Here is a 21,399-nt window from a genome sequence, read left to right on the forward strand (position 1 = left end):
GGAATATGGAATGAAAAGACGTAAAACCGCACTGATGATGCTAAGTGTATTGATGGTGATGGCCATCTTTTTATCGGCCTGCTCGGGATCAAAATCGAGCAGCAGCAGTGAGAAAAAATCAAACGGAAAACCGCAGCAAGGCGGGGATTTGGTTGTGGGTTCAATCGGTGCTCCGACACTTTTCAACTCATTATATTCAACTGATGAATCGAGTACGGATATTGAACAAATGATTTATAGCTTTTTAACAAAAACAGATGAAAAATTAAATGTCAAAATGTCATTGGCTGAGAGTGTCAAAGAGCTGGATGGCGGACTGAAATATGATGTGAAAATCAAAAAAGGCGTGAAGTTCCATGACGGAGAAGAACTTACTGCCGACGATGTAGTATTTACGTTTAACATCCCGCTGAACAAGGATTACAAAGGTGAGCGCGGCTCTAACTTTGAGATGCTGAAATCAGTAGAGAAAAAGGGAGATTACGAGGTTTTATTTACCCTGAAATACAAAGACCCTAACTTCTATAACAATACGTTGGACAGCTACGGCATTCTTCCGGAGCATATTTTAAAAGATGTACCGGTTGCGCAGCTTGAAGATAATGAATTTAACAGAAAAAATCCGATCGGCTCAGGGCCTTTCAAATTTAAAGAATGGAAAGATGGACAATACGTGAAGCTCGTTGCCAATGATGATTACTATGACGGGCGTCCGTATTTAGACAGTGTCACGTATAAAATCATTCCTGATGCCAATGCTGCGGTTGCCCAGCTTCAAGCGGGGGATATTGATTTCTTTAACGTTCCGTCAACTGATTATAAGACAGCTGAATCGTTTAATAATGTCAAGGTTGTAACAGACTTGGCGCTGAGCTATTCATATATCGGCTGGAATGAGAAAAACGAGCTCTTTAAAGACAAAAAAGTGCGCCAGGCGCTTACCACTGCGTTAGACCGTGAAACGATGGTTGAAACTGTATTGGATGGCGACGGAGAGGTCGCTTATATCCCGGAAAGTCCGGCTTCCTGGAACTATCCGAAAGACGTAGAAGTGCCTAAATTTAAATACAATGTGAAAAAAGCGAAGAAGATGCTGAAAGAAGCCGGCTGGGAAGATACTGACGGTGACGGCATCTTAGATAAAGACGGCAAAAAATTCGAGTTTACCCTGAAAACGAACCAAGGAAATAAGGTGCGTGAAGATATTGCAGTTGTTGTTCAAGAGCAGCTGAAGAAAGTCGGTATTAAAGTAACGCCGCAAATCGTGGAATGGAGTGCGCTTGTTGAGCAAACCAGCGCCCCTAATTGGGACTATGATGCAATGGTATTAGGCTGGAGCCTGTCCACATTCCCGGATCATTACGATATTTTCCATTCAAGCCAGTCTGAAAAAGGCTTAAATAACATGTGGTATAAAAATCCAGAGGTCGATAAACTTCTGAAAGCTGCAAAATCGATCAGTGACCGTGAGGAATACTCTAAAGCCTATGAGGAGATTTACCAAAAGCTTGCTGAAGATCAGCCGTACACCTTCCTTTATTATCCGAACAACCATATGGCGATGCCAGCTAACTTAGAGGGTTATGTGTATCATCCGAAACGTGAACTATATCAGATTGAAAAATGGTGGCTTGCCCAATAATTTTCCCTTGAAGGGGAGGGAGCGAATTTCCTTCCCCTTCTATATTGAAAAAGAACCACAAAGGGGACAAGAATATGGTTACATATATCATTCGAAGAACATTAGCTTCAATTCCTATCTTATTAGGAATTACAATTTTGTCTTTTGTCATTATGAAAGCGGCTCCCGGAGATCCGATGACGCTTATGATGGACCCTACCATCAGCCAGGCAGACAGAGAGCAGTTTATTGAAAAATATGGCCTGAATGACCCGGAATACGTTCAATATTTAAAATGGCTCGGCAATATGGTTCAAGGGGATTTCGGGACGTCCATTATCAGAAAAGGAACGCCTGTCTCAGAGCTGATTATAGCAAGGCTGCCTAACACACTCCTCCTTATGCTGGTGTCGACGATTTTGGCGCTGATCATTTCAATCCCATTTGGTGTGATTTCTGCAAAAAAACCTTATTCAAAACTGGATTATGGCATTACATTTACTTCATTTATCGGTTTAGCCATTCCGAACTTTTGGTTCGGTCTGATTTTAATTATGGTGTTTGCTGTGAACCTCGGCTGGTTCCCAACTGGGGGAGTCGCTACTCTTAACACAGATTTTAGCTTATTAGACCGGATTCATCATTTGTTATTACCCGCATTTGTGTTAGCTACGGCAGATATGGCTGGCTTAACGAGATATACAAGGTCAAACATGCTTGATGTGTTAAATCAAGACTATATCCGAACAGCCAGATCAAAAGGCTTTAAAGAAAATCGCGTGCTATTTAAGCATGGCTTGCGGAATGCGCTATTGCCTGTTATTACGATCTTCGGTTTAATGATTCCCTCATTTATCGGCGGAGCGGTTGTTGTAGAGCAGATTTTCACTTGGCCGGGGCTGGGAAAACTGTTTGTCGATTCAGCATTCCAGCGTGATTATCCGGTTATTATGGCAATGACCGTAATTTCGGCAGTGCTTGTCGTGATCGGAAACCTCATTGCAGACATCCTTTACGCGATTGTTGATCCGCGGATCGAATATTAAGAGGAGGGAAACAGAGATGTCAGAGCTGCAAACAACTCCCTCGCCGGAGATCAGACTAAAAGAAAACATTTCGAAAAAACCAGAGACGATGACCAAGATCTTCTGGGAGAAATTCTCGAAAAACAAGCTGGCCATTCTAGGTGCCGTCATTCTATTTATCATTGTTATGTCGGCTGTTTTCGCTCCTTTGATTGCACCTTACCCCCAAGAGCAGCAAAGCCTGCTTGACAAGTATAAAGCGCCGGGCCTTGAACATCTGATGGGAACGGATAAATTCGGCCGCGATATTTTCAGCCGGATTTTGTATGGAGCGCGCGTCTCTTTATTGGTCGGTTTTGCTTCTGTAGTCGGTTCTATTTTAATCGGAACTGTATTAGGGGCGTTAGCAGGTTATTTCAGAGGAATTGTCGACGCTGTCATTATGCGTTTAGTCGACATTGTATTATCCATTCCGGATATTTTCTTGCTGATCACGCTGGTTACCATTTTCAAGCCTGGCGTGGACAAACTAATTTTAATTTTCTGTCTTACCGGCTGGACAACAACGGCACGATTGGTAAGAGGAGAGTTTCTATCACTTCGTTCAAGGGAATACGTTCTGGCTGCTAAAACAATCGGAACGAAGACGCACAAAATTATCTTTTCACATATTCTCCCCAATGCGTTAGGACCGATTATTGTGTCAGCAACATTAAAGGTAGGTTCAGTTATTCTCGCTGAGTCCGCGCTGAGCTACTTAGGCTTCGGGATTCAGCCGCCAATCGCAAGCTGGGGAAATATGCTTCAAGACGCACAAAATTTCACAGTGATGATTCAAGCATGGTGGTACCCATTATTTCCCGGGCTATTTATTTTAATTACCGTGCTGTGCTTTAACTTTGTCGGAGATGGCTTGCGGGATGCTCTTGATCCTAAAAATATTAAATAAAATGAAAATCTTGTTCGGTAGAAAATGTAACGAATTCCTAAAGAAAGCAGATTTCCTTTGTCAGAAAATATACGAGGAAGTCTGCTTTTTGTGTTCATAACAAAAACCCAGTTATTCCAGATTTCCTCAATCTCTATGGAATAATTTCTCTGCACCTTGCCTATACTGTGGACAACAGTTTTTATAAAGTGAGGGGTTAGAGATGTTATTTCTTCATGATGTGTGGGTCAATTGGTTTGAAGGGGAAGAAAATGGCTACAATGTATGCCACTTTCATGAATGGCGCAAGGAAGATACGGTTGAGCTTTTGGATCAGGTGCCTCTCTTAAGGGTGCCGTCAGTACTGTTTCATTACATAGAAAATGATTTGTCAGAGCTTCCGAAAGATTTGCTTGAAGAGGTTCATCAAAAATCGTACATTCGCAAAAATCATGAACGTACAAAACTGGAGTATTGTTTTGTTGTGACAGACGGAATCGGCATTTTGGCTGTTGATACAATCGGCTACACGATCCCTGTCAGAAAAAGCCGCCTTATCCCGCGGCAGGAGCAGCTCGTGTATGAAATGGTGAAAGATGTAGAGCCGGAAACGTATGAATTTGAGCCGAAGAAGCTGGAGTCCTCAAAAGAATATCATATCTTATCATTGGCACCAGAGCACGTCAGAGGATTAACGAGAAAAGAGCGGCAAATTAAGCAGCTTATGTTTATGGCGCTGGATCAATTAAAAGGGCTGAAAAACCGTGCGGAGATCGGCTACTGGTACACAGAGTGGAACCCGCACATGTATGAACAAATCAAACGGATGAGCTTTGAAGAGATTTGGGACATGCTGTATAACGAAACCATTGAAGGCTGGTCGGACAAGCATTTGGCTTTTTGCGAAAATCTGATCAAAGGACAGCCTTTTTTCGAGAAGCTTTGGGAAATGGAAAATGAATCAAAGGTAAACTAAAAAAAGCCGCTCTTTGCAAATCGCAAGAGCGGTTTTTGATTAGCGTCTTTTTCGGCCAAGACCCATGGCGTTTTCCATTTTTTTGAGCATTTTGTGCGCTGTCCGGTTCGCCCGCTCAGCGCCTTCATCAAGAATCCGGTCTAATTCTTCGGATTCAATCAGTTCATGATAACGGTCTTGAATTGGCTTCAATGCACCGACTACCACTTCTGCCAAATCACCTTTGAACTCGCCATAGCCTTTTCCTTCGTATTTCGCTTCAAGCTCTTCAATCGTCGTATTGCCGAGAATTGAATAAATCGTAAGTAGATTGGAAACGCCAGGTTTGTTTTCTTTGTCAAATTTTACAATGCCTTCAGAATCAGTCACAGCGCTTTTGATTTTCTTTTCAAGCAGCTTTGGTTCATCCAGCAATGTAATAAAAGATTTCTGGTTCGGATCAGATTTACTCATTTTCTTCAGCGGGTCAGTCAAAGACATGATCCGAGCGCCTACTTTTGGAATCTTCACTTCCGGAATTGTAAAGATGTCGTTATATTTTTTGTTAAATCGCTCTGCAAGGTTTCGTGTCAGCTCAAGGTGCTGCTTTTGATCCTCGCCGACAGGCACAAGATCTGTACCGTACAGCAGAATATCTGCAGCCATCAGCGGCGGGTATGTTAACAGGCCCGAGACAACTGCTTCTTTTCCATTTGACTTGTCCTTAAATTGAGTCATTCGCTCAAGCTCGCCGATATAAGCGACGCACTGCATCATCCAACCGGCCTGTGCATGTGCGGGAACCTCTGATTGAATAAACAGCGTTGCCTTTTCAGGGTCGAGACCGACAGCTAGATAAAGCGCCGCCAAACTGCGGATATTTTTTCTCAGCTGAAGCCGATCCTGAGGAACTGTGATTGCATGCTGGTCTACGATGCAAAAATAGCTGTTATAATCATGCTGCAGTTCGACAAACTGCTTCATTGCACCGATGTAGTTGCCGAGTGTAACGGAACCGCTCGGCTGGATGCCTGAAAAAATCGTCTGTTTCATTGGAAAATCAACCTCATTTCTTAAAACATAATAAAAAAGGCTCATTCTTCCCCTGTAAAAAAGGGACGAATGAACCGTGGTACCACCCTGATTATTCCATTAAAATGGAATCACTCTGGCGTTTGTAACGGAGACTGCTCCGGCTGAGCCTACTTTTTGGTTCGGTCAGCTGCTCCAAAGTCCATTCCACATTGCCCGTTATCTGCTCCCAGCACCGCAGACTCTCTTCAAACGGGTGAAATGTGTACTACTCTTTTTCATAGCAAGCTTTTCTTTTGATTGCTTCATTATAAATCAATTATAACCAATTGTCATCCTGAAAAAACATTCTTTTTGCATGAAAATTGTAATGATATAAATAATAGAACAGCCGTAAATCGCCCAAATGATAACTGCTCTCAGCGGTTAAACAGCTAGATATTATATGTATAAAGCAATATGGATTGGAAACTCCTACAATAGTTTTTAATCAATTTATGCTTTAAACGGTAGAAGGATATCGCGTTATTGGCAGAAAAACTAACGAAGTTTAAAAATTTTAAATTGATAAAATAATATTGCAATAAAGAATTTGTTTCATTATAATGAACTTGTTCACTCTATTGTTACAGCTTTTTTACAAAAATAATCAGAAAAGACGGAACAGAATAAAAGTTATGCAAATTCAGGTTCATTTGTCTGATATTTCTGAGGATTTAGCCGTAAGGAGCTGAAAAATGATTATTAGGGGGTTTGTGGATATGAAAAAACGTTGGTCGATTGTCACGTTAATGCTCATTTTCACTCTCGTACTGAGCGCATGCGGCTTTGGCGGCAGCGGTTCAAACGGTGATGGGAAAAAAGACAGCAAAGGGAAGACAACTCTTAACATTAATATTAAAACTGAGCCGTTCTCCTTACATCCGGGATTGGCAAATGACTCGGTATCAGGCGGTGTTATCCGTCAGACTTTTGAAGGATTGACACGTATTAATGCAGATGGTGAGCCCGAAGAAGGTGCAGCCTCTAAAATTGAAACAAGCAAAGATGGAAAAACCTATACGTTTACGATTCGTGATGGTGCAAAGTGGTCAAATGGCGACCCTGTCACAGCGCAAGATTTTGAATATGCATGGAAATGGGCGCTTGATCCTAATAACGAATCACAATACGCTTACCAGCTCTACTACATAAAAGGTGCTGAGGCGGCAAATACCGGTAAAGGCAGCCTTGATGATGTGGCAGTGAAAGCTGAAAACGATAAAACATTAAAGGTTGAGCTAAACAACCCGACTCCATACTTCACTGAATTAACAGCATTTTATACTTATATGCCGATTAACAAAAAAATTGCAGAGAAAAACAAAAAGTGGAACACAGATGCCGGAGATGATTACGTGTCAAACGGACCATTTAAGATGACGGCATGGAAACACAGCGGATCTATCGATCTTGAAAAGAATGATCAATACTGGGATAAAGACAAAGTCAAACTGAAGAAAATCAATATGGTTATGATCAACAACAACAATACTGAACTGAAAAAATTCCAAGCTGGTGAACTTGATTGGGCCGGTATGCCGCTCGGACAGCTTCCGACTGAATCTCTGCCTAGCTTGAAAAAAGACGGTTCTTTACATGTTGAGCCGATTGCAGGTGTGTATTGGTACAAATTTAACACTGAAGCGAAGCCGTTAGACAACATAAATATCCGTAAAGCTTTAACATATGCAATTGACCGCCAATCGATTGTTAAAAACGTTACACAAGGTGAGCAAATCCCGGCTATGGCCGCGGTTCCGCCGACAATGAAAGGATTTGAAGATAACAAAGAAGGCTACTTCAAAGACAACGATGTCAAAACGGCAAAAGAATACCTTGAAAAAGGCCTGAAAGAAATGGGCTTAAGCAAGGCATCTGACCTGCCGAAAATCAAATTATCTTATAACACGGATGATGCACATGCAAAAATCGCTCAAGCAGTGCAAGAAATGTGGAAGAAAAATTTAGGCGTTAATATTGAGCTTGATAACTCAGAATGGAATGTATATATTGATAAGCTTCACAGCCAAGATTATCAAGTCGGCCGTATGGGCTGGCTTGGCGACTTCAACGATCCGATTAACTTCCTTGAGCTGTTCCGTGACAAAGACGGAGGAAATAACGATACCGGCTGGGAAAATCCAGAATTCAAAAAGCTTCTGAACCAGTCACAAACTGAAACAGATAAAACAAAACGTGCAGAGCTGCTGAAAAAAGCAGAGAATATTTTCATTGATGAAATGCCAGTTGCTCCAATCTATTTCTACACTGATACATGGGTACAGGATGAAAACCTAAAAGGTGTTATCATGCCAGGTACTGGTGAGGTTTATTTCAGAAACGCATATTTTAAATAAGGCTTTATCTGAAAATCAAAGACCTCAAGGTATATGGGGAAAAAAGCCCCATATACCTTTCTTTCTTACTGATGGAGTATAAAAAAAGTAAAAACCATGGAGGTGTTCCCCCTTGCTAAAATATATCGGAAGACGTTTAGTCTATATGATCATCACATTATTTGTGATTGTAACCGTGACATTCTTCTTAATGCAAGCAGCACCGGGCGGGCCATTTTCAGGTGAGAAAAAGCTTCCGCCTGAAATTGAAGCAAACTTAAATGCGCATTATGGCTTGGACAAGCCGCTGTTTGTACAATATGTAAGTTATTTGAAATCAGTTGCAATGTGGGATTTCGGACCGTCATTTAAATATAAAGGTCAGAGTGTCAATGACCTGATCAGTTCAGGTTTCCCCGTTTCATTCACTCTTGGAGCAGAAGCTATTCTCCTCGCTTTAGCATTAGGTGTATTGTTTGGGGTCATTGCAGCCCTTTACCATAATAAGTGGCAGGATTATACCGTCGCGATTTTAACGATCTTTGGTATTTCAGTTCCGAGCTTTATCATGGCGGCTGTGCTGCAATATGTGTTCTCCATGAAGCTTGGGCTGTTTCCGGTCGCGGGGTGGGAGTCCTGGGCATACACCTTTCTGCCTTCCATCGCTCTTGCTTCCATGCCGATGGCGTTTATTGCCAGACTTTCCCGTTCAAGCATGATCGAAGTATTAAACAGTGATTATATTCGCACAGCAAAAGCGAAAGGGCTGTCGCGTCCAGCAGTTACAGTGCGGCACGCCATCCGAAACGCGCTGTTGCCAGTCGTTACATATATGGGCCCTATGGCCGCTCAAGTTTTAACCGGAAGCTTTATCATTGAAACCATTTTTGGTATCCCGGGGCTTGGTGCACACTTTGTTAACAGTATTACAAACCGTGATTATACAGTCATTATGGGTGTAACGGTGTTCTTCAGTGTCATCCTGCTTTTATGTGTATTAATCGTAGACGTGTTATACGGCATTATTGATCCAAGAATTAAGCTTTCCAAAGCAAAGAAAGGAGCCTAGGCCATGCAGAACATTCCAAAAAACATGTTTGAACCAGCCGCAGCGAATGCCGGCGATGCTGAGAAAATAAGTAAAAAGAGCCTTTCCCTCTGGAAAGATGCGATGCTACGTTTCCGCAGCAATAAGCTTGCGATGGTCGGGCTTGTTATTATTATTCTCATTATTCTAATGGCGATTTTTGCACCTATTTTCTCAAAATATGATTATTCGACTACCAATCTCTTAAATGCGGATAAGCCGCCTTCAAAAGATCACTGGTTCGGGACTGATGATCTTGGAAGGGACATTTTCGTCCGTACATGGGTAGGTGCCCGAATTTCAATCTTTATCGGTGTCGCAGCCGCTGTTCTTGACTTGCTGATTGGCGTGATTTGGGGCAGTATTTCAGGGTTCCGCGGAGGCAGAACAGATGAGATTATGATGCGTATCGCAGATATCCTTTGGGCTGTTCCTTCATTATTAATGGTTATCCTGCTGATGGTTGTTCTTCCGAAAGGGCTGTTAACGATTATTATTGCCATGACGATTACGGGCTGGATTAACATGGCCAGAATCGTCCGCGGCCAAGTGCTGCAGCTGAAGAATCAGGAATACGTGCTTGCGTCGCAGACACTCGGGGCGAAAACATCCCGTCTGCTGTTTAAACATATCGTCCCGAACGCAATGGGCTCTATTTTAGTCACGATGACACTAACTGTTCCAACCGCAATTTTTACAGAAGCCTTTTTAAGCTATTTAGGACTTGGTGTTCCGGCTCCTCTTGCAAGCTGGGGAACGATGGCTTCTGACGGATTGCCTGCATTGACCTATTATCCGTGGCGTTTGTTTTTCCCTGCCGGTTTTATCTGCATTACCATGTTTGGTTTTAACGTTGTCGGCGACGGATTAAGAGACGCATTGGATCCTAAGTTACGTAAATAAGGGAGTGATACGGGTGACACGCCTATTAGAAGTAAAAGATTTAGCGATTTCATTTAAAACATACGGCGGAGAGGTCCAGGCGATCCGCGGAGTGAATTTCCATCTGGATAAAGGAGAAACATTGGCAATCGTCGGGGAGTCAGGCTCTGGAAAAAGTGTGACATCTCAAGCAATCATGAAGCTGATTCCGATGCCTCCGGGTTATTTTAAACGCGGTGAGATTTTATTTGACGGCAAGGATTTAGTGCCGCTTTCCGAAAAAGAGATGCAAAATGTACGGGGGAAAGAGATCGGAATGATATTCCAAGATCCGATGACCTCTTTAAATCCGACAATGAAAGTCGGCAAGCAAATTACAGAAGTGCTTTTTAAACACGAAAACATTTCAAAGGAAGCTGCGAAAAAGCGTGCTGTTGAGCTGCTGGATTTAGTAGGTATCCCAATGCCGGAAAAACGGGTCAACCAATTTCCACACGAGTTTTCAGGCGGGATGAGACAGCGTGTCGTCATTGCGATGGCACTTGCGGCGAATCCGAAGCTGTTAATTGCCGATGAGCCGACAACTGCTCTTGACGTGACCATCCAAGCGCAGATTCTTGAATTGATGAAAGAATTGCAAAAGAAAATTGACACCTCCATTATCTTTATCACTCACGATCTCGGTGTTGTGGCTAACGTTGCTGACCGGGTCGCTGTCATGTACGCGGGACAGATTGTAGAAACCGGAACGGTAGACGAAATTTTCTACGATCCGAGACATCCGTATACTTGGGGGCTACTGGCGTCCATGCCGACACTTGAAAGCTCAGGAGACGAACAGCTGACAGCAATCCCTGGCACGCCGCCTGATTTGACAAATCCTCCAAAAGGAGATGCCTTTGCGCTCCGGAGTCCATATGCGATGAAAATTGATTTTGAACAGGAGCCGCCAATGTTTAAGGTTTCCGATACTCATTATGTGAAATCGTGGCTGCTTCATCCTGATGCGCCAAAGGTAGAGCCGCCTGAAGCGGTTAAAGCGAAAATGCGGACGCTGGCGAATACGTATCAAAAACCTGTCTTAGTGAGAGAAGGTGAATAAATTGACTGAGAAACTATTAGAAATCAAACATTTAAAACAGCACTTTGTTACGCCGAGAGGAACGGTTAAAGCCGTAGATGACCTGTCGTTTGATATCTATAGGGGCGAAACATTAGGTCTGGTTGGTGAATCCGGCTGCGGTAAATCGACAACAGGCCGAAGTATCATTCGGCTATACGAAGCAACCGATGGCGAGGTGCTGTTTAACGGTGAAAATGTTCACGGTAAAAAATCCCGTAAAAAGCTGCTCGAATTCAACCGCAAAATGCAAATGATTTTCCAGGACCCATATGCATCGCTGAATCCGAGAATGACAGTCGCAGACATTATTGCAGAAGGCCTTGATATTCATAAGCTGACGAAAACGAAGAAAGAGCGTATGCAGCGGGTTCATGAGCTCCTGCAAACAGTCGGTTTAAACAAGGAGCATGCCAACCGTTATCCGCATGAATTTTCCGGCGGTCAGCGGCAAAGAATCGGGATTGCGAGAGCTCTTGCTGTAGATCCGGAATTCATTATTGCAGATGAGCCAATTTCCGCTTTGGATGTATCCATTCAAGCGCAGGTCGTGAATTTAATGAAAGAACTGCAAAAAGAAAAAGGGCTCACATACCTGTTTATTGCCCATGATTTATCGATGGTCAAATACATCAGCGACCGTATCGGAGTGATGTATTTCGGTAAGCTGGTTGAGCTTGCGCCGGCAGATGAACTTTACGAAAACCCGCTACACCCGTATACAAAATCATTGCTTTCTGCCATTCCGCTTCCTGATCCGGATTATGAGAGAAATCGTGTCCGCCAAAAATACGATGTATCCGTGCATCGGTTAAAGGATGGAGAAAAGATGGAATTCCGTGAAGTAAAACCAGGTCATTTTGTTATGTGCACGGAAGAGGAATTTAAAGCCTATTCATAAGTTGAAAATCCTTCAAAACAAATGTTTTGAAGGATTTTTTTTATAGGATGATAGAAAGTAAGAGTCACATCTTTTACAATTAGAGGAAAAACGGAGGCGGACACTATTCAAATTCTTCGTCAGAAAAATGTCTTTGCACTGCTTCTGTCGCAATCTCTGCAATCTTTAGCTGGAGTCCTGGTGACAATCGTTTTAATGGTAAGGGTCTATCAAATGACCGACTCTGTCTTTTTTTCGGGTCTTATTTTATCCTTCATGTCGTTTGCAAGTGTTGCGGCAAGCTTTTGCATTTCGGGTGTACTCCATAAGCTTGGTTTTAAAAAGGTGCTTGCCGGTGCAAGTCTGCTGAGAGCGGTCTTTGCATTGCTAATCGCATACAGTGTCAGCCAAGATGGAATTGCCTTCTATATCATGACGCTGCTGTTTGTTTTTTGTTTTTCATTTTCTGGCGCCTTTTTTCAGCCGGCAAGGTTCGCGCTGCTGCCTGTTATTGTTTCAAAAGAGCATTACATGGAAGCAAACAGTGTGATTTCACTCGCTAATCAATTGTTTTTAACAGCTGGCTGGGGACTTGGAGGTCTTCTGACATTTGCTGCACCTTTTGAGTTTGTTGTCGGGAGTGCCATTTGCCTGTTTGTCTTTTCCGGAGCTGTCATCAGCCTGCTTCATGTGAACGATGCAAGAACGAAAAGAACAGCTGAAACAGCATCTGCAAGAAGTGTATGGAAGGATTTGATGACAACCCCGATTGTAAGAGACATCACTGCAATGGACATGATAGAAGCTCTTGCCGGCTCAGTTTGGTCATCCGCTATTCTATTGGCTTTTACAGTGGCGGTTCTGCATGAAACAGAAGTGTGGTGGGGAATCTTTAACGCTTGTTATTTTATTGGTGCTATGATCGGCAGTGTCATCGCCATCCATTTTTCTGCATGTTTTGAGCAAAATATGGGGTACGCGATTATATTCAGCTCACTTGTGATGGCAGTGCTGACATTCCTCTTTGCGGTTTCTCCCTTGCCGTTTTTATGCGCCCTGGCTTGCGCGGCGATGGGGCCTTTTTATCAAGTCAGAGATATTTGTCAGGAAACTGTATTGCAGGAGGTCATTCCGGCACATAAGCGCATCGGGATAATGGCTGCCAAAAACGCGCTGTTGACTCCTTGGTCTGGTGTTACCTATTCCATCATGGGGCTGCTGACTGATGCTGCCGGTGCAAAAACAGCTTTTATTTCGGCGGCTGTATTATATGGCATGACTTTTTTGATTGCGTTGGCGCAGCCCGGCCTGTGTCATTACAAACGGGAGAGACACGCGAATTGAGCATGATCAAACATCTCCGTTGGAACGACGAATTGCCTTACTTGCTGAAAAAAAATGAAACCATGCGGAAAGTTCGTACGTCTTTATAGATGTAAGGCTGTTTAAACAAGAAGAAATGGGGTATATCTAAAAGTATGAAGACAACGAACTCATAAGGAGCAAATCAATGAACTGGTACGAAAAGCTTAGCGAGTACTTTCCAATTGAAGAATTGAAATCAAAAGCGCATATGGAAGCTCTTTTGAAAGAGCGAAGCGATATTTATCATAAAGATGAAGGCAAGCATCATATTTTAATGTTTGCGGAATTTGAATCTTTTATCTTCGTTGATTATCTGTATGTGTCAAAAGATGCAAGAGGGCAAGGGCTTGGCGGCAAACTGATTGCCAAGCTGAAAAAGAAAAATAAGCCGATATTGCTTGAGGTGGAGCCTGTGGATGAAGATGATGCTGATACAGAAAAACGCCTGAGATTCTATCAAAGAGAGCATTTTAAGCATGCTCAGTCAATTGGGTACCGGCGCCGGTCATTGGCTACGAATGAAGTCAATAAGATGGAGATTCTGTACTGGTCACCGAAAACAGAATCAGAAGAAGAGATTCTTGAAGCCATGAAACAGACATATGAAAACATTCATACTTATAAAGATGAGAAATGGTACGGGGAATCATACGAAAAAACGGATGAAGTCCTGACACTCATTGATGAAGAAAAGCAAAAAAATATTTTCGATGAGTTAAGCTAATTGAGAATGCAAACACATGAATAAAATAAAATTTGCTGGATTGACACATTTTTTTCTTAGGACACTGTTCACACTTACTTTTTTATAGTATAATACCTATAAAGATTCCTTTTTTAGAGTAATTTCAATTTAAGAATAAAATAGATGTTCATCCTACTAATTAGAGGAGTGAAGATGAATGGTTACATTATACACATCACCAAGCTGTACTTCATGCAGAAAGGCGAGAGCGTGGCTCGAGGAGCATGAGATTCCGTACGTAGAAAGAAACATTTTCTCTGAACCTTTATCAATTGATGAAATAAAACAAATCTTAAGAATGACTGAGGACGGAACAGATGAGATCATCTCAACCCGTTCAAAAGTATTCCAAAAATTGAATGTGAACGTTGAATCAATGCCGTTGCAAGACTTGTACCTCTTGATCAACGAGCACCCAGGTTTGCTTCGCCGTCCGATCATCATCGATGAAAAACGTTTGCAGGTCGGATACAACGAAGACGAAATCAGACGTTTCTTGCCAAGAAAAGTCCGCTCTTTCCAATTAAGAGAAGCACAGCGTTTGGCAAACTAATAGATCGCACGTTAAAAAGAAGGCTGAGACATCAGCCTTCTTTTATTTTTCAACCTGCTGATAATAAATGCTGGCAAGGATCACAAAGACGACAGTTAAAATGGGGAGAAGCGCTTCAACGGTGCCGTGCTGAGCCATAAAAACAGACAGCTTTTGATCCCGGACAATCATTTCTCCGCCTGTATAAGCCAATAATCCGCTTCCCGCATAAATTAATAACGGTATTTTCTCAAGCGCGATGTGGATGAGTTTGCTGCCCCAAATTATAACCGGCACCGATACACACAGACCTATCATTACGAGAGAAAGCTCACCGTGCGACGCTCCTGCGACAGCAATAACATTGTCCAATGACATAAACAGGTCTGCGAGTACAATCGTTCGTATGGCTTTCCATAGAGAGGTGCTGCTTTTGACGTGCTGGGCGTCTTTTTTTTCAATTAATAGCTGGTATCCCAAATATAGAAGGAATATTCCCCCGGTACATTGCAGGAAAGGAATATTCAAAAGATAAACCGCTGCACTTGTTAATCCGATTCTCATCGCAACGGCGATAAATGTTCCGAGAATAATGGCTTGCTGTCTTTGCTTGTCCGGCAAATTTCGGCTGGCCATGGCGATCACGACTGCATTATCGCCGCCGAGAATCAGATCAATTCCGACGATAAGCAGCAGTGAAATCAGATAGTCATGCTCCATGCATCGGCACCTCGCTTTCGTTCCATCGCTTGTACCACTAATATATGAAGCGGGATGCAATTTATGATAGCGGTGCCGGAAGACAAGCCATTTTTTGGGCGAAGATGCATTTTTATTTCTTTTGTGACTGATTTATCATAAAATAGAAATACAAAGGAATTCACACTTGCCTTGGTTCAAGGTTAAGATGTGGACGGAATGGGTAAAGTGTAGTAAAGTACTATTAATCGGGAGCTTAGATGTCCCTTCAACATCTTATATAGAAGGGAAGGTTGGCAAATGGAAATTGAAAGAATAAACGAGCATACAGTAAAATTTTATATGTCTTATGGAGATATTGAAGATCGCGGTTTTGACAGAGAAGAAATTTGGTATAACCGTGAGCGCAGTGAAGAACTGTTCTGGGAAGTTATGGATGAAGTTCATGAGGAAGAGGAATTCGCTGTTGAAGGCCCTCTTTGGATTCAAGTTCAGGCAATGGACAAAGGATTAGAAATTATCGTCACCAAAGCCCAGCTTTCCAAAGACGGACAAAAGCTCGAACTGCCGATTCCTGAGGATAAAAAGCAAGAACCAGCATCTGAGGATCTTGACGCCTTGCTGGATGATTTCCAAAAAGAAGAGCAAGAAGTCAATCAGGAAGAGAAGGAACAAAAGCTACAATTTGTCTTGCGGTTTGATGACTTCGAAGATGTAATTTCTCTATCTAAATTAAACGTTAACGGAAGTAAAACGACTTTATATTCGTTTGAGAACCGATATTATTTATATGTGGATTTTTACAATTTGACTGATGAAGAGGTTGAAAATCAGCTAAGCATCCTGTTGGAGTATGCGTCTGAATCCTCAATCAGCATACACCGACTTGAAGAATACGGCAAGCTGGTTGTGTCAGAGCAGGCTCTTGAAACGATAAAAAAACACTTTGCATCATAGCAGACCGATTTCTTGCCGGAAATCGGTTTTTTTCTATTTCAAAACAACATATTGAAGCTGGAAAATCAAAAACATACATATAGGCAAAACATCAGCAAACAGGAGTTCATCGGTCATTTCCAGAAAGAGTGATGAATCTGGAAAGGAGAGATGACAATTGTTTAGTGCTGTGACAGAAGACGGTCAAGTTTTTCACCTCATAGGCAGGCAGAGCAGAGAAAAATTAAAGCAGACCAGGTTTTTTTGCCCGGTGTGTGCAGAGGAGCTCGATGTGAAGCTAGGGTCTCAGAAAGCGCCGCATTTTGCCCATAAACAGAACAAGTCCTGCACGATAGACATAGAACCTGAGAGCGCCTATCACTTAGAAGGAAAACGGCAGCTATATGTATGGCTGAAAACGCAAAAGGCTTCACCGCTCTTAGAGCCGTATGTCCGAGAGATTAAACAAAGGCCCGACATCTTGGCGAAAGTTAAGGGGAATACGCTTGCTGTTGAATACCAATGCGCGACTCTCCCTCCTGATGTCTTTCAAAAAAGAACAGCCGGTTTCAAACAAGCAGGAATGATACCGCGGTGGATTCTTGGGGGCAGCCGCTTAAAACGGACATCTTCATCCTTTTACCAGCTGTCCGCTTTCCATTGGCAGTTTATCAATACCAGTCAGAACAGCGATCTGTTATGTTACTGCCCCAAAACACATTCTTTCCTGAGGCTCAGCCACATGATCCCGTTTTACACAACCCATTTTTACTGCTCCGTCCAAACGATTCCAGTCCGTCAGGCAGCGGCAGAAGATCTCTTTTTCACTGAATCGGATTCATCGTTTAAGCACACAGATTGGACAGGAGCCATTCTCCGTTTTCGCCGCAAAACTCATCGGTTTCTCTCTAAAGATATAAATCGGCTTAGGCTTTTGTTTTATGAAAAACGGCAAACGCCTCTCTCTTTTCTTCCGACAGAGGTGTTTGTTCCTGTACAGAAAGGAGCCGTTTTCAAGAGTCCCGTTTTTGTATGGCAGGGTTATCTTTATCTGTTTATTACGGATCTGGGGTATAAACATGCGCCCATTCGCTTTTCAGCCATTTTGCAGCACTGCAAACTACACATTCATAAAAAGAACATTCTACTCAGAGGAGAATACAGCGATCAGGGTCTCAGTGAGGCTGTTAAACAGTACATTGAATTTTTGTGCAAGAAGGGATTTTTAAGAGAGACTCAGAAAGAAGTATATGTGCTGAATCAGCCCGCAAAGCGCAGCCAATCATTACAGGATCTCATTGAAAAAGACAGAAGCTGTTTTATCGAATGAGTTTTCCTGATTTGGCTCACCCTAAGACAAAGGTGGTGGGCTGGTTGTGAAAAGCACAAAAGGAAAGGTTTTTCGTGTTTTTACTGCTTTTTTGGCATTCGTTCTCTTCATAACTGCATATGATTTGACAAATGGTAGTGAAAAACCGGAAGATATTCACAACACAAGTTTATTGAGAAACAACCGTTTTTTCAATTGGCTTGAATTAAAGAAAACGAGGGGGATCACCATGGCTGAGGAAAAAAAAGCAAATCAACTGCCTGACCGAAGTGAGGTAAAGGTAGAGGACACATGGAGACTTGAGGATATTTTTCCTAGTGATGAGGCCTGGAATAAAGAATTTCAAGCTGTTAAAGAATTAATACCGGATTTATCTAAGTATAAAGGCAAGCTGGCTGATTCAGCCGATCATTTATACGAAGCCCTTACTTACCAGGATAAGGTGATGGAGCGTTTGGGCAAACTTTACACATACGCGCATATGCGCTCAGACCAAGATACAGGGAACTCCTTTTATCAGGGACTTAATGATAAGGCTGGAAATCTGTATACACAGGCCGCAAGCGCAACAGCTTATCTTGTTCCGGAAATTTTATCCATAGAGGAAGACAAACTGCAGCAGTTTATTCTTGAAAAAGAAGAGCTGAAGCTTTACTCACATGCCATTGAAGAAATCACAAAGGAACGCCCGCACGTGCTGAGCGAGAAGGAAGAAGCGCTGCTGGCTGAAGCTTCTGAGGTGCTGTCATCGTCGTCAAATACGTTCAGCGTGTTAAATAATGCCGATATTACATTCCCATCTATTAAAGATGAAGAGGGAAATGAAAAACAGATCACTCACGGCAATTTTATTAATTTCTTAGAAAGTGAAAACCGTGAAGTCCGCAAAAATGCGTTTGACGCTGTATATAAAACATACGGCCAATATAAAAATACAATGGCGACTACCTTGAGCGGGACTGTGAAAAAAGACAACTTCTACGCAAGAATGAAAAAATACAAGTCAGCACGTGAAGCTGCGCTTTCTAACAACAGTATTCCTGAAGAGGTATACGACAATCTCATCAAAACGATTAACAAGCATCTTCCGCTGCTGCATCGTTATATTGCACTGAGAAAGAAAGTGCTTGAGCTGGATGAAGTGCATATCTATGATCTGTATACACCGCTTGTGAAGGATGCGGGAATGAAGGTTACGTACGAGCAAGCTAAGGATTATATGCTAAAGGGGCTTGCACCTTTAGGAGAGGAATATCACTCTATCTTAAAAGAGGGGCTTGAAAACCGCTGGGTTGATGTTTATGAGAATAAAGGGAAACGCAACGGCGCTTATTCTTCAGGAACATACGGCACAAATCCGTATATTTTAATGAACTGGCATGATAACGTCAATAATCTCTTTACGCTAGTGCATGAGTTCGGCCACTCTGTTCACAGCTATTATACGAGAAAACACCAGCCATATCCTTACGGCAATTACAGCATCTTTGTCGCGGAAGTTGCTTCTACGACAAACGAAGCACTGCTTGGTGAATATTTGCTGAACAATTTAGAGGATGAAAAACAGCGTTTATATATTCTCAACCACATGCTTGAGGGCTTTAGAGGAACCGTCTTCAGACAAACGATGTTTGCAGAATTTGAACATCTTATCCATATAAAAGCGCAAGAAGGGGAGCCGCTGACACCTGAGCTTCTGACCAATGTATATTATGATCTGAATAAAAAGTATTTCGGAAACGACATGGTGATTGATAAAGAAATCGGACTCGAATGGTCACGGATTCCGCATTTCTATTACAACTACTATGTGTATCAGTATGCGACAGGGTACAGTGCTGCACAGGCGTTAAGCAGCCAAATTTTGAAGGAAGGCAAGCCTGCGGTTGACCGTTATATTGACTTCCTGAAAGCGGGCAGCTCACAATATCCGATCGACATCCTGAAAAAAGCCGGCGTTGATATGACGTCACCAGAACCGATTGAAGCTGCGTGCAAAATGTTTGAGGAAAAGCTTGATGAAATGGAAGAACTGCTGCTGAAAGTAAAGCAGTCTTAATAAAAAATGGCCTGTGCATAAATGATGCACAGGCTTTTTAAAATCCTTTAAAGGTTTTCCGATGATTCAGACGGTACAAGGTAAACAGAATAGACAGAAACAGCAGAGGGGACGTAATGTAAAGAGGCAGCATATGCATCATAGCTAATAAATTTAAACAGAAAAAAACAACAATGCATACAATTGAGATCACATTAAACAGCATGGCGATCCTCCTCGTCCTTGTTCCTTACAAGCATATGAATGAAACCTGTCAGTTATGTTTTGTGACAAAAATATGAACATTAAACTTAATGGTTGTCAACAGTCGACAACTTTTGATATGATAAGGATGTGAAATTGATCACAAACAAACATTACCCCTTTGTTTGACCGTGAAAAATTTCTCCCATCCCCTTTGTTGTCGTTAAGACATATGAAACCGCGCTTATCCCGGCGCGGTTTCTTTAGTGCTTTGTGCAGAACATATGTTTGATTTTTGTGCAAAAAAATAGCCTCAAGCATATACATGCCTGCGGCTATTTTTCACATGATTGGTATTCATCAGAACTGCTGGTGAGGGACTGCCAAAACATTCCGTGCTTGGCCTCTACTTTGGCAACTTTTTTAGCAAACGCCAATTTTTTCATTTCCTTTTCTACCTCTTCAAGACTCAAATCATATACAAGAGCGATTTCCTTAGAGGCAACGAAACGGAAATATTCAATAAAACATTCCAGAGGCGGTGTTTCCGAGGGCTTAGGCTCGTCGCCAAGCATCTCAAATAAGATTTCTTCATACACATGGTATGAATAGCTGCCGGGGACTTTAAGTCCTTCGTCGTCATGTTGCGTATTAAAGAACGTCAGCGTCGGAGTGGCTGTAACATCCATCTCAGCCGCGATTTTCATGTCGCATTGAAGCGCCTTGACAGCGCTTTGGGAATGGAGGTCTTTTTGAAATTCCTCTAGATCCAGGCTTGTTTTTGACGCTATTTCCAAAAGCACGTTTTCATCCGTAATGTTCTTCTTCGAAACGAACAGACTCTCCTGCATATTCCGAAGAAATTGCATACCGGCTCTTCTTCCTTGAAGTTCTGCTGCCTTAAATGCGAGAGCAGCCATATATGGAGAAGAGAGCGGCTGATCTTGCTCAAACCATAGACTGCCGTCACACGGCATACCAGAGCGGCTTGCGATCTTTTCCCAGGCTTCTGCCAGAAGATGCTTTTTACGTTTCTTATTTAACGCTGTAAGGCTTGCGGAAGCTATGATGCGTAAGGTAAAAAAACGTCCGTATCTAATTTTCATTTTTTTTATGACAGGCTCTAAGGACCAGCATTCGGGACATAAAGGGTCAACAAACATGTAGATTTCCAGCGGTTTTTTTGGATGGCCGTGGCAATGGGCGAAGTATTGCTCATGCTGATAGTTTGTCAATATGATCGATCCTCCGCTTCTGTTTGATTCACCATATGCCTTGCTGTCAACTCCAGCCGGCCAAACAAAAACTCACGAATGTCGCCCTCTAGTCCTACATGGTCCATTGCGTCTTTCATACAGCTGAGCCACGCATCGGCCCTCTCGTTTGTAATCGGAAAGGGAAGATGCCTTGCCCTGAGCATGGGATGGCCGTGTTCCTCGGTATAAAGGGGAGGCCCGCCTAAATACTGTGTCAAAAATTGCTTCTGTTTTCTGGCCGTTTCTGTTAAATCGCTCGGAAATATGGGCTTAAGCAAAGGATGAGACGCGACACGCTCATAAAAAGTATCAACAAGTTGCGATAGAAGTTCTTCTCCAATCGCTTCATAAGGTGCGTTAAACGATTGTCCCATGTTGACTACTCC

General features: G+C 42.5%; 21 protein-coding genes and 1 other annotated feature. Of the genes, 16 read left to right on the plus strand and 5 right to left on the minus strand.

The window, feature by feature from the left end; all coding sequences use genetic code 11:
* Positions 1 to 10: 10 nt before the first annotated feature.
* From LJF29_RS07425 to LJF29_RS07440, 4 genes are all read left to right on the plus strand, one after another.
* A complete protein-coding gene (locus LJF29_RS07425; RefSeq protein ID WP_229147841.1) occupies positions 11 to 1,642 on the plus strand; it encodes a peptide-binding protein in 1,632 nt (543 codons plus the stop codon).
* A gap of 74 nt (positions 1,643 to 1,716) precedes the next feature.
* The gene (locus tag LJF29_RS07430) at positions 1,717 to 2,667 is read left to right on the plus strand and encodes an ABC transporter permease (RefSeq protein ID WP_229147842.1); all 951 of its coding nucleotides are present in this window, start codon (positions 1,717 to 1,719) and stop codon (positions 2,665 to 2,667) included.
* 16 nt (positions 2,668 to 2,683) lie between these two features.
* A complete protein-coding gene (gene appC, locus LJF29_RS07435) occupies positions 2,684 to 3,595 on the plus strand; it encodes an oligopeptide ABC transporter permease AppC (protein ID WP_024120911.1) in 912 nt (303 codons plus the stop codon).
* Between the two features lie 202 nt (positions 3,596 to 3,797).
* The gene (locus tag LJF29_RS07440; RefSeq protein ID WP_029441208.1) at positions 3,798 to 4,550 is read left to right on the plus strand and encodes a YjbA family protein; all 753 of its coding nucleotides are present in this window, start codon (positions 3,798 to 3,800) and stop codon (positions 4,548 to 4,550) included.
* Between the two features lie 39 nt (positions 4,551 to 4,589).
* Here the strand turns inward: LJF29_RS07440 and trpS are convergent, their stop codons facing one another.
* On the minus strand, positions 4,590 to 5,582 hold the full coding sequence (gene trpS, locus LJF29_RS07445; RefSeq protein ID WP_229147843.1) for a tryptophan--tRNA ligase: 993 nt from the start codon (positions 5,580 to 5,582) through the stop codon (positions 4,590 to 4,592).
* A 58-nt stretch (positions 5,583 to 5,640) separates the two neighbouring features.
* Positions 5,641 to 5,852, minus strand: a binding site (T-box leader).
* A gap of 470 nt (positions 5,853 to 6,322) precedes the next feature.
* Between trpS and oppA the strand changes: the two genes are divergently transcribed.
* The 8 genes from oppA to spx all read left to right on the plus strand — a co-directional run bounded on the left by oppA (position 6,323) and on the right by spx (position 14,571).
* The gene (gene oppA / locus LJF29_RS07450; RefSeq protein ID WP_010333742.1) at positions 6,323 to 7,960 is read left to right on the plus strand and encodes an oligopeptide ABC transporter substrate-binding protein OppA; all 1,638 of its coding nucleotides are present in this window, start codon (positions 6,323 to 6,325) and stop codon (positions 7,958 to 7,960) included.
* A gap of 112 nt (positions 7,961 to 8,072) precedes the next feature.
* Positions 8,073 to 9,008: an oligopeptide ABC transporter permease OppB gene (gene oppB, locus LJF29_RS07455; protein ID WP_003239289.1), complete on the plus strand. Its 936-nt coding sequence runs from the start codon at positions 8,073 to 8,075 to the stop codon at positions 9,006 to 9,008.
* 3 nt (positions 9,009 to 9,011) lie between these two features.
* Positions 9,012 to 9,929, plus strand: a complete 918-nt coding sequence (gene oppC, locus LJF29_RS07460) for an oligopeptide ABC transporter permease OppC (protein ID WP_010333743.1) — start codon at positions 9,012 to 9,014, stop codon at positions 9,927 to 9,929.
* A gap of 4 nt (positions 9,930 to 9,933) precedes the next feature.
* Positions 9,934 to 11,010: an oligopeptide ABC transporter ATP-binding protein OppD gene (gene oppD / locus LJF29_RS07465; protein ID WP_229147844.1), complete on the plus strand. Its 1,077-nt coding sequence runs from the start codon at positions 9,934 to 9,936 to the stop codon at positions 11,008 to 11,010.
* A 1-nt stretch (position 11,011) separates the two neighbouring features.
* Complete coding sequence (gene oppF / locus LJF29_RS07470; protein ID WP_010333745.1) at positions 11,012 to 11,929, plus strand: oligopeptide ABC transporter ATP-binding protein OppF; 918 nt, start codon at positions 11,012 to 11,014, stop codon at positions 11,927 to 11,929.
* 105 nt (positions 11,930 to 12,034) lie between these two features.
* Positions 12,035 to 13,252 (plus strand): MFS transporter, encoded by a 1,218-nt coding sequence (locus LJF29_RS07475; protein WP_229148171.1) that lies wholly within the window; start codon positions 12,035 to 12,037, stop codon positions 13,250 to 13,252.
* Between the two features lie 166 nt (positions 13,253 to 13,418).
* Entirely contained in the window at positions 13,419 to 13,997 is a 579-nt protein-coding gene (locus tag LJF29_RS07480) for a GNAT family N-acetyltransferase (RefSeq protein WP_010333747.1), read from the plus strand.
* 178 nt (positions 13,998 to 14,175) lie between these two features.
* Positions 14,176 to 14,571 carry a transcriptional regulator Spx gene (spx, locus tag LJF29_RS07485; RefSeq protein WP_010333748.1) on the plus strand — a complete coding sequence of 132 codons (396 nt, stop codon included), beginning with the start codon at positions 14,176 to 14,178 and terminating at the stop codon, positions 14,569 to 14,571.
* Positions 14,572 to 14,613: 42 nt separating this feature from the next.
* On the opposite strand, the gene LJF29_RS07490 is transcribed toward spx, so the two are convergent.
* A complete protein-coding gene (locus tag LJF29_RS07490; protein ID WP_229147845.1) occupies positions 14,614 to 15,270 on the minus strand; it encodes a TerC family protein in 657 nt (218 codons plus the stop codon).
* Positions 15,271 to 15,457: 187 nt separating this feature from the next.
* On the opposite strand from LJF29_RS07490, the gene LJF29_RS07495 reads away from it, so the two are divergent.
* From LJF29_RS07495 to pepF, 4 genes are all read left to right on the plus strand, one after another.
* A complete protein-coding gene (locus LJF29_RS07495) occupies positions 15,458 to 15,568 on the plus strand; it encodes a hypothetical protein (RefSeq protein WP_128568472.1) in 111 nt (36 codons plus the stop codon).
* A complete protein-coding gene (gene mecA, locus LJF29_RS07500; RefSeq protein WP_229147846.1) occupies positions 15,550 to 16,206 on the plus strand; it encodes an adaptor protein MecA in 657 nt (218 codons plus the stop codon). The genes LJF29_RS07495 and mecA overlap by 19 nt, the downstream gene beginning before the upstream one ends.
* A 157-nt stretch (positions 16,207 to 16,363) precedes the next feature.
* Positions 16,364 to 17,515 carry a competence protein CoiA family protein gene (locus LJF29_RS07505; protein ID WP_229147847.1) on the plus strand — a complete coding sequence of 384 codons (1,152 nt, stop codon included), beginning with the start codon at positions 16,364 to 16,366 and terminating at the stop codon, positions 17,513 to 17,515.
* A 229-nt stretch (positions 17,516 to 17,744) separates the two neighbouring features.
* Positions 17,745 to 19,574 carry an oligoendopeptidase F gene (pepF, locus tag LJF29_RS07510; RefSeq protein ID WP_229147848.1) on the plus strand — a complete coding sequence of 610 codons (1,830 nt, stop codon included), beginning with the start codon at positions 17,745 to 17,747 and terminating at the stop codon, positions 19,572 to 19,574.
* Positions 19,575 to 19,611: 37 nt separating this feature from the next.
* Here the strand turns inward: pepF and LJF29_RS07515 are convergent, their stop codons facing one another.
* From LJF29_RS07515 to LJF29_RS07525, 3 genes are all read right to left on the minus strand, one after another.
* Positions 19,612 to 19,779: a hypothetical protein gene (locus LJF29_RS07515; protein ID WP_010333753.1), complete on the minus strand. Its 168-nt coding sequence runs from the start codon at positions 19,777 to 19,779 to the stop codon at positions 19,612 to 19,614.
* 313 nt (positions 19,780 to 20,092) lie between these two features.
* Complete coding sequence (spxH, locus tag LJF29_RS07520; protein ID WP_229147849.1) at positions 20,093 to 20,992, minus strand: protease adaptor protein SpxH; 900 nt, start codon at positions 20,990 to 20,992, stop codon at positions 20,093 to 20,095.
* Positions 20,989 to 21,387, minus strand: a complete 399-nt coding sequence (locus LJF29_RS07525) for a thiol management oxidoreductase (RefSeq protein ID WP_010333756.1) — start codon at positions 21,385 to 21,387, stop codon at positions 20,989 to 20,991. The genes spxH and LJF29_RS07525 overlap by 4 nt, the downstream gene beginning before the upstream one ends.
* Positions 21,388 to 21,399: the final 12 nt, after the last annotated feature.

The organism is Bacillus sp. LBG-1-113 (assembly GCF_020708615.1).
GTDB lineage: Bacteria > Bacillota > Bacilli > Bacillales > Bacillaceae > Bacillus > Bacillus mojavensis.

What these genes read in the sequence shown, in the direction of transcription:
- LJF29_RS07515 (WP_010333753.1), bottom strand. Translation starts at nt 19,779, where the DNA reads ATGCTGTTTAATGTGATCTCAATTGTATGCATTGTTGTTTTTTTCTGT.
- LJF29_RS07430 (WP_229147842.1), top strand. Translation starts at nt 1,717, where the DNA reads ATGGTTACATATATCATTCGAAGAACATTAGCTTCAATTCCTATCTTA.
- pepF (WP_229147848.1), top strand. Translation starts at nt 17,745, where the DNA reads ATGGCTGAGGAAAAAAAAGCAAATCAACTGCCTGACCGAAGTGAGGTA.
- trpS (WP_229147843.1), bottom strand. Translation starts at nt 5,582, where the DNA reads ATGAAACAGACGATTTTTTCAGGCATCCAGCCGAGCGGTTCCGTTACA.
- LJF29_RS07480 (WP_010333747.1), top strand. Translation starts at nt 13,419, where the DNA reads ATGAACTGGTACGAAAAGCTTAGCGAGTACTTTCCAATTGAAGAATTG.
- LJF29_RS07495 (WP_128568472.1), top strand. Translation starts at nt 15,458, where the DNA reads ATGTGGACGGAATGGGTAAAGTGTAGTAAAGTACTATTAATCGGGAGC.
- appC (WP_024120911.1), top strand. Translation starts at nt 2,684, where the DNA reads ATGTCAGAGCTGCAAACAACTCCCTCGCCGGAGATCAGACTAAAAGAA.
- LJF29_RS07490 (WP_229147845.1), bottom strand. Translation starts at nt 15,270, where the DNA reads ATGGAGCATGACTATCTGATTTCACTGCTGCTTATCGTCGGAATTGAT.
- oppC (WP_010333743.1), top strand. Translation starts at nt 9,012, where the DNA reads ATGCAGAACATTCCAAAAAACATGTTTGAACCAGCCGCAGCGAATGCC.
- spx (WP_010333748.1), top strand. Translation starts at nt 14,176, where the DNA reads ATGGTTACATTATACACATCACCAAGCTGTACTTCATGCAGAAAGGCG.
- LJF29_RS07425 (WP_229147841.1), top strand. Translation starts at nt 11, where the DNA reads ATGAAAAGACGTAAAACCGCACTGATGATGCTAAGTGTATTGATGGTG.
- LJF29_RS07440 (WP_029441208.1), top strand. Translation starts at nt 3,798, where the DNA reads ATGTTATTTCTTCATGATGTGTGGGTCAATTGGTTTGAAGGGGAAGAA.
- mecA (WP_229147846.1), top strand. Translation starts at nt 15,550, where the DNA reads ATGGAAATTGAAAGAATAAACGAGCATACAGTAAAATTTTATATGTCT.
- oppA (WP_010333742.1), top strand. Translation starts at nt 6,323, where the DNA reads ATGAAAAAACGTTGGTCGATTGTCACGTTAATGCTCATTTTCACTCTC.
- LJF29_RS07525 (WP_010333756.1), bottom strand. Translation starts at nt 21,387, where the DNA reads ATGGGACAATCGTTTAACGCACCTTATGAAGCGATTGGAGAAGAACTT.